The organism is Cyanobium sp. N5-Cardenillas (assembly GCF_024345515.1).
Lineage (GTDB): Bacteria > Cyanobacteriota > Cyanobacteriia > PCC-6307 > Cyanobiaceae > Cyanobium.
Genome location: NZ_JAGQBG010000100.1, coordinates 1 through 10,716, shown reverse-complemented (window position 1 = coordinate 10,716; position 10,716 = coordinate 1). Strand labels below are relative to the sequence as shown.

The 10,716-nt window shown below is 66.6% G+C and carries 8 protein-coding genes; 6 read left to right on the top strand and 2 right to left on the bottom strand.

Annotation, left to right across the window (positions count from 1 at the left end; all coding sequences use genetic code 11):
• Both KBZ04_RS09325 and KBZ04_RS09320 read left to right on the top strand, forming a co-directional pair.
• On the top strand, positions 1-1,076 hold a 1,076-nt coding region (locus KBZ04_RS09325), incomplete at its 5' end, for a CmpA/NrtA family ABC transporter substrate-binding protein (RefSeq protein WP_254991680.1).
• A gap of 33 nt (positions 1,077-1,109) precedes the next feature.
• Positions 1,110-1,943 (top strand): nitrate ABC transporter ATP-binding protein, encoded by an 834-nt coding sequence (locus KBZ04_RS09320; protein WP_254991678.1) that lies wholly within the window; start codon positions 1,110-1,112, stop codon positions 1,941-1,943.
• On the opposite strand, the gene KBZ04_RS09315 is transcribed toward KBZ04_RS09320, so the two are convergent.
• A complete protein-coding gene (locus tag KBZ04_RS09315) occupies positions 1,937-4,102 on the bottom strand; it encodes a molybdopterin oxidoreductase family protein (protein ID WP_254991677.1) in 2,166 nt (721 codons plus the stop codon). The two genes, KBZ04_RS09320 and KBZ04_RS09315, sit on opposite strands and share 7 nt — an antisense overlap.
• Positions 4,103-4,259: 157 nt before the next feature.
• On the opposite strand from KBZ04_RS09315, the gene KBZ04_RS09310 reads away from it, so the two are divergent.
• The 3 genes from KBZ04_RS09310 to KBZ04_RS09300 all read left to right on the top strand — a co-directional run bounded on the left by KBZ04_RS09310 (position 4,260) and on the right by KBZ04_RS09300 (position 8,460).
• Positions 4,260-4,871: a histidine phosphatase family protein gene (locus tag KBZ04_RS09310; protein WP_254991676.1), complete on the top strand. Its 612-nt coding sequence runs from the start codon at positions 4,260-4,262 to the stop codon at positions 4,869-4,871.
• Between the two features lie 65 nt (positions 4,872-4,936).
• Positions 4,937-6,535 (top strand): glucose-6-phosphate isomerase, encoded by a 1,599-nt coding sequence (locus KBZ04_RS09305; RefSeq protein ID WP_254991675.1) that lies wholly within the window; start codon positions 4,937-4,939, stop codon positions 6,533-6,535.
• Positions 6,532-8,460 (top strand): transketolase C-terminal domain-containing protein, encoded by a 1,929-nt coding sequence (locus KBZ04_RS09300; protein WP_254991673.1) that lies wholly within the window; start codon positions 6,532-6,534, stop codon positions 8,458-8,460. The genes KBZ04_RS09305 and KBZ04_RS09300 overlap by 4 nt, the downstream gene beginning before the upstream one ends.
• A 31-nt stretch (positions 8,461-8,491) precedes the next feature.
• On the opposite strand, the gene KBZ04_RS09295 is transcribed toward KBZ04_RS09300, so the two are convergent.
• The gene (locus KBZ04_RS09295; protein WP_254991671.1) at positions 8,492-10,327 is read right to left on the bottom strand and encodes an alpha-amylase family glycosyl hydrolase; all 1,836 of its coding nucleotides are present in this window, start codon (positions 10,325-10,327) and stop codon (positions 8,492-8,494) included.
• A 203-nt stretch (positions 10,328-10,530) separates the two neighbouring features.
• Between KBZ04_RS09295 and KBZ04_RS09290 the strand changes: the two genes are divergently transcribed.
• Positions 10,531-10,716, top strand: a 186-nt coding sequence (locus KBZ04_RS09290) for a hypothetical protein (RefSeq protein WP_254991670.1), incomplete at its 3' end; no start/stop codon positions are given.

Here is a 10,716-nt window from a genome sequence, read left to right as displayed (position 1 = left end):
TGAGCCAGGTGCGGCTGCGGCGGGAAAGCAACTGGAAAACCCTGGAAACCCACGTCCGCCAGAGCGTGCTGGATGGGGCCCTGATGGTGGCAGGCATGCCCATCGCCATGACCCTCGGCTGTGGTGGCCAGCCCCCCCTGGCCATGGTGAGCGCCCTCACCTTGAGCTGCAACGGCAATGCCATCACCCTGCACCGGCGCTTCCACGACGCCGGGGTTCACACCCTGGCCGATTTCAAAGACTGGATCGTCGCCCACCCAGGTACCAAGCCGGTGCTCGCCGTGGTGCATCCGGCCTCGATGCACAACCTGATCCTGCGGGCCTGGCTGGCCTCGGCAGGGATCCACCCCGAACGCGACGTGGAGTTGCTCGTCATCCCGCCGCCCCAGATGGTCGCGGCCCTGAAGGCGGGCACCATTGATGGCTACTGCGTCGGCGAACCCTGGAACTCCCGTGCCGTCCTGGAAGGCCTTGGCACGGTGATCGCCACCGATCTGGAGCTGTGGAATGGCCACTGCGAGAAGGTGCTGGGGGTGAGGGAGGCGTGGGCCGCCGCCTACCCCCGCACCCACCAGGCCCTGGTGCAGGCCTTGCTGGAGGCGTGCCGCTACTGCGACGACCCTGGCCACCGCGACGACCTGGCCGATCTGCTGTCCCAGAGCCAGTACGTGGGTACCGATGTGGCGATGATCCGGCCGGGATTCGTCGATCCCTACGACCGCGGCACCGGTTCGCCCACATCGATGCCCTCGTTCAACCGCTTCTTCGGCCCTGAGGTGAATGAACCCCAGGCCAGTGATGCGGTCTGGATCCTGAGCCAGCTGGGGCGCTGGGGCCTGACCAGCTTTCCCAGCAACTGGCAGGAGGTGGCCGATCGGGTGCAGGATCGCGCCCTGTTCCGCAGCGCCGCCGCCGCCCTGGGGCTGCCGGCCAGCGAACGCCCCCCCGCACCGGTGGTGGCCTTCGAAGGTGATCGGCTCGATCCATTCGATCCCCTGGGCTACCTCGACCTTCTGGCCGTCAAGGGCCAGGTGACGGTGGCCCCGGCACCACTGCCCGCCCCGGCCAGCCGCTGACGCCCCCTCGCTTCCCCTTCCCCCTTCGCCTGCATGCAGACCCTGACGTCGACCCCATCCAGCCAAGCCGGTTCCAAGGAAGCGTTCCTGGTGATCGATGGCGTCAGCAAGGTGTATCCCACCCCGAAGGGGCCTTACACCGTGCTCGACAACATCAGCCTGGAGGTGGCGGAGGGGGAATTCATCTGCGTCATCGGCCATTCCGGCTGCGGCAAATCCACCCTGCTCGATCTGGTGTCCGGCTTCGGCCAACCCACCAGCGGCGAGGTGCGGCTGCAGTCGGTGCCGATCCGCGAACCCGGTCCTGACCGGATGGTGGTGTTTCAGAACTATTCGCTGCTGCCCTGGATGTCGGCCGCCGAGAACGTGGCCCTGGCGGTGAACACGGTGTTCCCCCACCTCAGACGCAACGGCGACGCCGGCCGGATCGTGGACAGCCACCTGGCGATGGTGGGGCTGAGTGAGGCGGCCGACAAGAAACCGGGCAGCCTGTCGGGGGGGACGAAGCAACGGGTGTCGATCGCCCGGGCCCTGGCCCTGCAGCCGAAGGTGCTGATCCTCGATGAGCCCTTCGGAGCCCTCGATCCGATCACCAAAGAAGAGCTGCAGGAGGAGTTGCTCAAGATCTGGCAGGAGCACAAGGTGACCGTGCTGATGATCACCCACTCGATCGATGAGGCCCTGTTCCTGGCCGACCGGGTGGTGATGATGACCAACGGACCTGCCGCGACGATCGGCGAAATCCTGGATCTGCCCTTCCCGCGGCCCCGCCACCGGGCCCAGCTGATGGAAATGCCGGAGTACTTCGACGTCCGCAACCACGCCCTCGACTTCCTCTATCGCCGTTTCGCCCACGACGATCAGTGACCTGACGCCTCGATGGGCCGCAGGTGCACAGCGGCGGCCTTGAGTTCCGGCTGCTGGGAGATCGGGCAGCCCAGGGCATGCATCAGCCGGTTGGCTTCGCAGGCCTGCTGCTGGGCCGCCCCCCAGTGCATGGGCAGGAACACCGTGCCCTGGCGGATGCGGTCGGTGACGCGCACCCGGGCCGTCACGGCGCCCCTGCGGGAGATCACCTCAGCGCGGCCGCCATCGACCAGTCCGTGCGCCAAGGCGTCGGCGGGATGCACCTCCAGCAGCGGCTCGCCGTGGGACCGCAGCAACCGCTCGACCTGGCCCGTGCGGGTCATGGTGTGCCACTGCTCCAGATAGCGGCCCACGGTGAGCACCAGGGGGTAGTCGCCATCGGGGGGTTCGCCCAGCCCCATTGGCGGCTCAGCGATCAGACGGGCGCGGCCCGAGGCTGTGGGGAAACGGCCCGAGGTGTGCAGACGCGGGGCGCCGCCGCCCGGAGACGTGCCGGTGGGGAAAGGCCATTGCTGGGGGCCGTGCTCGTGCAGCAACCCATGGCTGAGGCCGCTGAGGTCGCACACCCGGCCTGCGGTGATCGCCACGAACTCCTCGAACACCTCGGCCGCGGAGCCGTAGCGGAACTGCTCCTCGAAGCCGAGGCGTCGCCCCAGCTCGGCGAAGATCGCCCAGTCGGCCCGGGCCTCGCCAGGGGGCGCGCGGAAGGCCGGGCAGTAAGTGACGCGGCGCTCGGAATTGGTCATCACCCCGGCCTTTTCGCTCCACTGCGCCGCCGGCAGCACCAGGTGGGCGACGGCGGCGGTTTCGGTGCCGACATAGGCCTCGTTGAGCACCACCATCGGGCAACGGGCCACGGCGGCCCGCACCCGATCGAGCCAGGGGAGGCTCACCAGCGGATTGGTGGCCGCCACCCACCAGAGCCCCAGCTCCCCCCGCTCCATCGCCTCGATCTGTTCCCAGACGGTGAGGCCCGAGGCTGGGGCGATGCTCACCGGTGCCAGGCCCCAGTGCCGCTCGATCACGGCGCGGTGGCCGGCGTCGGTGACGGAGCGGTAGCCCGGCAGCAGCCGGGCCAGGCCTCCGGCTTCCCGGCCCCCCATGGCATTGGGCTGGCCGGTGAGGGAAAAGGGCCCGGCGCCGGGCCGGCCGATCTGGCCACTGACCAGATGAAGGTTGATGATCCCGGCCACGGTGGCGGTGCCCTCGACGCTCTGGTTCACCCCCATCGACCAGAGGCTCAGCACCGCTGGGCTTGCCACCCAGCGGTCCGCGAGCTGGTGCAGCTGCCGCTCCTCGATGCCGCAGAACCGGCTCACCGCTTCAGGCGTCCAGGCCGCCCACAGCTCGGCCAGGGCGTCGAAGCCCTCGGTGGACGCCTCCACATAGGCCCGGTGCACCGCCCCCCGTCCCAGCAGCAGGTGGCCGAGGCCATGCAGCAACGCCAGGTCGGTGCCGGGCCGGATCGCCAGGTGCAGGTCGGCCGCGTCACTGGTGGCCGTGGCGCGAGGATCCACCACCACGATCTGCAGGTCCTGCTGCTGCTTGCGCTTTCGCTTCAGCAGCCGCTGGAACAGCACCGGATGGCACTCGGCCGTGTTGGTGCCGATCAGCAGCACCGTGTCGGCCTGATCCAGGTCGTCGTAGCAACAGGGGGGGCCGTCCGTGCCGAAACTGCGGACGTACCCCGACACAGCCGAACTCATGCACAGGCGCGAGTTGGCGTCGAAGTTGTTGCTGCCCAGCGCCCCCTTGATCAATTTGTTGGCGACGTAATAGTCCTCGGTCTGGAACTGCCCGGAGCCATACATGGCGATGCCGGAAGGGCCCTTCTCGGCCAGGGTGCGGCGCACCTGGGCCTCCAGCAGCTCGAAGGCCCGATCCCAGCTGATCGGCGTGAAGGGTTGGTCGGTGCGCGGCCGATAGAGGGGTGTGGTGAGCCGGTTGCGGTGCAGGGTCTCGCCCACGGTGGCCCCCTTGACGCAGACCTGGCCCAGGGAGGAGGGGTGGTGGCGGTCGCCGCGGGCCGTCCAGGGCGCCTGGCTGCCGGCCGCCTCCGTGGGGGGCTTCATCTCCAGCCCGCAGCCCACACCGCAGTAGGGGCACTGGGCCCGGGCCGGGCCGTCGGCGTGGGAAAGAGGCGTAGTGGGGTGGCTCAAGATCGCGGGCGGACGACAGAGGCATGCGGCCTCCCGGCGGACGTTCGGGCGTCAGGTAGAAGGCTTCAGCCACAGCTGCTGGCCATCACCATCACCCCCTTGGCCTGAGAAACGAGCTTAAGTGAGCGTGACGCCTTCTTCCCTTGCGAGACCATCGGTGACGACGATCCAGAACGCTCCCACTCCCACCGCCGCGGACGTGGTCCTCATCCGCCACGGCGAAACGGCCTGGAGCCTCTCGGGCCAGCACACCGGCAGCACCGACATCCCCCTCACCGAGGGGGGGGAGGCGGCCGCCCGCGGGCTGGCCCCGGTCCTGGCGGCGAGCCCGTTCTCCCTGGTGCTGTCCAGTCCGCTGCAGCGGGCGCGGCGCACCTGCGAACTGGCGGGCCTGGCCGGCCAGGCCTGCCTCGAGCCCGATCTGGTCGAGTGGAACTACGGGGCCTACGAAGGTCTGACGACCACGGAGATCCAGGGGCGGCAGCCGGGCTGGCTGGTGTTCCGGGATGGCTGTCCCGACGGGGAAAGTCCCGCCCAGGTGGGGGAACGGGTCGACCGGGTGATCGGTCGGCTGCGGCAGGAGGGTGGCCGGGTGGCCCTGTTCGCCCATGGGCATCTGCTGCGGGTGTTCGTGGCGCGCTGGATCGGGCTACCGCCCAGCCACGGCGCCCATTTCCTGCTCGACACCGCCACTCTCACGGTCCTCTCCGACTACCGCGGCCTGCCGGCGGTGAAGTGCTGGAACGCTCCCCTGGCTCCGGGCATCTGATGGCTTCGCCGCCTTCCTTTACCTGCGCCGGGTAGGAAAGATTCAGGACATCGGCAGTCGAAACCATGGGATCCCTCTGGAATCGTTTCCAGGAATGGCTGTACGTCCACCCGGGCCTGCAGTTCCACCTGGATGTCAGCAGGATGGGCTTCGACGCAGGGCTGCCGGAACGGCTGGATTCCGCCTTCGCCGCGGCCTTCGCGGCCATGGAGGACCTTGAGGCGGGCGGCATCGCCAATCCGGACGAGGAGCGGATGGTGGGTCACTACTGGCTTCGCCAGCCCGACCTGGCCCCCAGCGAGGAGATCCGCACCGAAATCGTCGCGGTGATCGAGCGGATCGAGGGCTTCGCCATGGAGGTTCACGCGGGCACGATCCATCCGCCGACGGCCCCCCGCTTCACCGATCTTCTGGCGATCGGCATCGGCGGCTCGGCCCTGGGACCCCAGTTCGTGGCCGCCGCCCTGGGCCCGGACCAGGCCCCCCTGGCCATCCACTTCATCGACAACACCGACCCCGCCGGGATCGATCGGGTACTTGCTGGGCTCCGGGACCGGCTGGGCAGCACCCTGGTGATCGACACCAGCAAGTCCGGTGGTACCCCCGAACCCCGCAACGGCCTGCTGGAGGTGCAACAGGCCTTCGCCGCCCAGGGCCTGGACTTCGCCAGCCATGCCGTGGCGATCACCATGCCGGGCAGCCGGATGGACCTCCTGGCCCACGAACAGCACTGGCTGGCCGAGTTTCCCATGCACGACTGGGTGGGTGGCCGCACCTCCGTGCTGTCGGCGGTGGGCCTCCTGCCTGCGGCCCTTCAGGGCATCGACATCCGGGCCCTGCTGGAGGGAGCCCGGGTGATGGACGAGGCCACCCGTGTGCCCAGGGTGCGGACCAACCCCGCCGCCCTGCTGGCCCTCAGCTGGTTCCACGCCGGAGAAGGCCGCGGCAGCAAGGACATGGTGGTGCTGCCCTACAAGGACAGCCTGCTGCTGTTCAGCCGCTACCTGCAGCAGCTGGTCATGGAATCCCTCGGCAAGGAGATGGACCTCGACGGCAAGGTCGTGCACCAGGGGATCGCGGTGTACGGCAACAAGGGCTCCACCGACCAGCATGCCTACGTCCAGCAGCTGCGCGAGGGCATCCCCAATTTCTTCGCCACCTTCATCGAAGTCCTCGAGGATCGCTGCGGAGATTCGATCGAGGTGGAAGAGGGAGTCACCTCAGGCGACTTCCTCTCCGGCTTCCTCATGGGGACCCGCCAGGCGCTGTACGACAACCAGCGCGATTCGATCACCATCACGATCGGCCGCGTGGAGCCCCGCAGCATCGGGGCTCTCATCGCGCTCTACGAACGGGCCGTGGGACTGTATGCCTCGCTGGTGAACATCAACGCCTACCACCAGCCGGGCGTAGAAGCCGGCAAAAAGGCCGCCGCTGCCATCCTGGATCTGCAACGCCGGGTGGTCCGGGTGCTGCAGGCGGCCGACCACCCCCTCCCCTTGGAGGACCTGGCACAGCGGGCCGACGCCAGCGAAGCGGTGGAAACCGTCTACCAGATCGTGCGCCATCTGGCCGCCAATCCCCGCGGCATCGTCCTCGACGGCGATCCGGCCCAGCCCCACACCCTTACCGCGTCCCTCCGGCAGCTCGTTCTCCAGCCATGACTCTCACCCAGCCCGGTGTCACCAACGCCTTCCCGATCGATCTGGCGGCCTACCAGCCCCTGAGTCTCGATCCCACCCAACCCAAGCTGAGCCCGTTCCAGAGGGACGCCCTCCGCTCCAATATCCAGCTCTGCCGGGACGCCATCGTCTTCTTCACCGCAACTGGCGCCGCCCGGGGGGTGGGCGGCCACACCGGCGGCCCCTACGACACCGTGCCGGAGGTGATGATCCTCGACGGGTTCTTCCGCGGCGCGCCGGAGCGGTTCGTGCCGGTCTTCTTCGACGAGGCCGGCCACCGGGTCGCCACCCAGTACCTGATGGCGGTGCTGCGGGGCCACCTGAGCGCCGCCGACCTGTTGCGCTACCGCGCCGCCCATTCCCGTCTTCCCGGCCACCCCGAGCTGGGCCTGACCCCCGGAGTGGAGTTCAGCTCCGGCCGGCTGGGTCATCTGTGGCCCTTTGTGAACGGGGTGGCCCTGGCCCATCCCGGGCGCATCCTCTTCTGCCTGGGCTCCGACGGCGCCCAGCAGGAGGGGGATGACGCCGAAGCGGCCCGCTTCGCGGTGGCCCACGGCCTCGACGTGAAGCTGGTGATCGACGACAACGACGTCACCATCGCCGGCCATCCCTCCCAGTACCAGAAGGGCTTTGACGTGGCCCGCACCCTGGCCGGCCAGGGCCTGGCCACCCTCAGCGGCGATGGCGAGGATCTCGACGACCTCTACGGCAGGCTCTGTGCCGCCGTGGCCACCGACGGACCGGTTGCTGTCGTGAACAAGCGGCCGATGGCCGTGGGCATTGAGGGGCTTGAAGGTTCCACCCACGGCCACGACGTGATTCCCGTTGCCCTGGCGATCGCCTACCTGGAGCAGCGTGGCCAGGACGCCGCCGCCGCTTACCTCAAGGCGATCGAAAAACCCGTCAATCCCACCATCTACCTGGGCTCCAGCCGCACCACCGCGGCCAACCGCAACGTCTTCGGTGACACGGTGGTGGAGGTACTCTCCCGGCTGGAGCCCAGCGAGCGCAAGGACACGGTGCTCTGCGTCGACTCCGACCTGGAAGGCTCCTGCGGACTCAGCCAGATCCGCAAGGCCTATCCCGAGATCTTCATCAGCGGTGGGATCATGGAGCGGGCCAATTTCTCCGCCGCCGCCGGATTCGGCATGCAGAAGGGCCGCCAGGGCCTCTTCGCCACCTTCAGCGCCTTCCTGGAGATGTGCATCTCCGAAATCACCATGGCCCGGCTCAACGGCGCCAACGTGCTCTGCCATTTCTCCCACGCCGGCGTGGATGACATGGCCGACAACACCTGCCATTTCGGCCTCAACAACTGCTTCGCCGACAACGGCCTGGAAGATGACCACCACCCCACCCGGCTCTACTTCCCCGCCGATGCGGGGCAGATGAAGGCCTGTGTGGAGGCTGTGTTCCATGATCCCGGCCTGCGCTTCATCTTCTCGACCCGCTCCAAGGTGCCCAACCTGCTGGATGAACAGGGCCACGACCTGCACGGAGACGGCTATGTCTTCGAGCCCGGCCGCGATGAGGTGGTGCGCGAGGGTGATGCAGGCACAATCATCAGCTTCGGTGACTGTCTCTACCGGGCCCTCGATGCGGTGGAGCGACTGCGCCAGGAAGGCACCGCCGTGCGGCTGATCAACAAGGCCAGCCTCAACGTCGTCGATGAAACGATGATGGACACGATCGGCACATCCCCCTTCGTGCTGGTGGTGGAAGCCTTCAACCGCCGCACCGGCCTCGGCAGCCGCTTCGGCACCTGGTTGCTGGAGCGGGGCTACCACCCGAAGTACGCGCACCTGGGCACCTGGCGTGAGGGCTGCGGCGGCCTCTGGGAGCAGGCTCCCCACCAGGGCATCGACAGCGAGGGGATCCTGGCCCACGTGCGCAGCATGCTGGGCTGAGGGGACGTGCCGTCGGCTTTCGGGCCACGTCCTACTGGCGGTCCCAGTCCAGATCCAGCTTCACCGAGCCATCCCTGGGGAGCAGGAAGGTGCGACAGACCAGATTTTCGAAGACGGGTTGCTGGCCCGAGGGGCGCAGCACCACGAATTTGAAGCGAATCGGCCGACCCGCCGATTCATGGAACCCCACCTCGGCGAACCAGACGTCCCCATTGATGTATTCCAGCTGGGGGCAGACATCGACATCCCAGGCACCCAGCTCCGGGGCATCGCCGCAGACGGCCATGACCTCACCGGGATGGGTGATGTAGTCGTTGATCTGAAACTTGACCACCGTGGTGGCCTTCAGTGGCTCTCCCTGGACCGCCAGGACGCAGGCGCCCTTGCCCTGGATGGAGAGCTGCCGGATCGCCCCCTGCTGCACAACAACGTTCTGACCAGTGAGCAGGCAGGTGTGGGGCCCATCAGGGAGATCGGAATGCTCGATATCGAGGGATGCGGAATCACCCTTGTTGACGATGACGAAGACACGATTGTCGCGATAACGCCGGGTGAAGGCATAGAGGCCGTCAGAGATGTACTTCTGGCCGTGCCTGCCATAGGAGAGGGCACGGTTGCGCTTGCGCAGGGACGCCAGGGTGCGGATGATCCCCGAGAGTCTTGTTCCCGTCTCCCATGCGTCCATCATGGGCCGGTTGTAGGGGTCATGGCCGCCGCAGGAATCGTTCACCAGGTACTGCTCGGTCCCATAGAACAGACAGGGAATGCCGCGAAGCGTCAGCAGCAGCACCGTGGCCAGCTCCAGATCCCCGTGGCTGGGGCAGATTGAGAGGAAGCGGGGCATATCGTGATTTTCGATGAACGTCACCAACGCGGTGGAACGCCGGTACACCGGATCCATCGCCAGCACCCTCTCAATCAGGTGGAAGCCGCCAGGCTCATGGCCGCTGAAGGCGGAGCGGATGGCTCCCGCCAGCGCGAAGTCAAGCACCGAGACTCCCGTGTTGTTGGCATAGTTCAGATAGCGCCCATCCCAGGGCGAACCAAAGCCATACTCCCCGAAAAGAAACGTGTCAGGTTTGTGGGCCTGAATATCCGCGACAAACTCCTGCCAGAACCACACCGGCATGTGCTTCAGGGTGTCGATGCGCAAGGCGTCAAAGCCCAGATCAAGCCAGGCCTTGATGGCACTTTTGATGTAGTTTCTGAAGTTAATATTACTCTCATTAAACGTGGCCAGGCCGAGCATTTCATGGTGAATCAGCTGGAACTCATCATCCCAGTCATTGATGTCCGGATAATGGTGATAGAAACCATTGATATCCTGATGGAAATCCGCCAGAGGTTCACCATCATCCGTTACGACTCCCTTGCTGCCATTCAACTCGGGAGAACTATGGTTGCAAACAATATCCAGAACAATCTTGATGCCTCGTTCATGCAGAGCATCGACCATCCTTCGCAGGGTGTCGCATGATTTAACCGATGTCGCGTCACCCAGCTTCACGAAATGGGGATTGACTCGCTTGAAATCCTTTGTCCAGTAGCCGTGCATGGGGCCATGGCCATGCTCGATGGCATCCACCTGCTCGAACAGTGGGGAAAGCCAGACTGCTGTGATACCAAGCTGTTTGAGATAGTCTGCCTTCTGGATGATCCCTTCGAGATCGCCACCCCAATAGTGCCCCCATTGGCTTCTGCTCGGGTCATAAAGCCCCTTCTTGCTGACGCCGTCGTTGGCCCTGTCGCCATTGAAAAAGCGATCAATGACGATGAAATAGATCGTCTCTTTGCGGAATTCCGCCTCCTGCTCGAACAACTGATGGGCGGAGACGGGAGCGTTCCCACCAGGGGTGCTGACAACCATGACGGGACCGCGCTCTCGGCGTAACGGCCCCAGCTTGCTACCCGCGGGAGATCAGGGGGTTAAGAGCGGCAGAGCACCACCCCGATGCGGGGGGCGGATCCCAGCATCTGGCGCCAATCATCACCAGGGCTGATGCTCCCGCCCACGGCCCTCGACATGGCCCGAGCGGCGTGGCGTCATGGGGCTGGCTCCATAGATGATCCATGCCACTGTTTCTTCTGCGCGACGGTTCGATTCGCCGCTTCAGCGTCCTTCCCGAAGGCGTCAACACCTTCCTCTACAGGGATCGCCATCAACGCAAGGTTCACGTGCTGCTGGAGGCACGTCAGGAGGCAACCCTGCTGGCAGCCCAGCCGACGCCGACCAGGCCGCATCGGCATCGAGCCCCA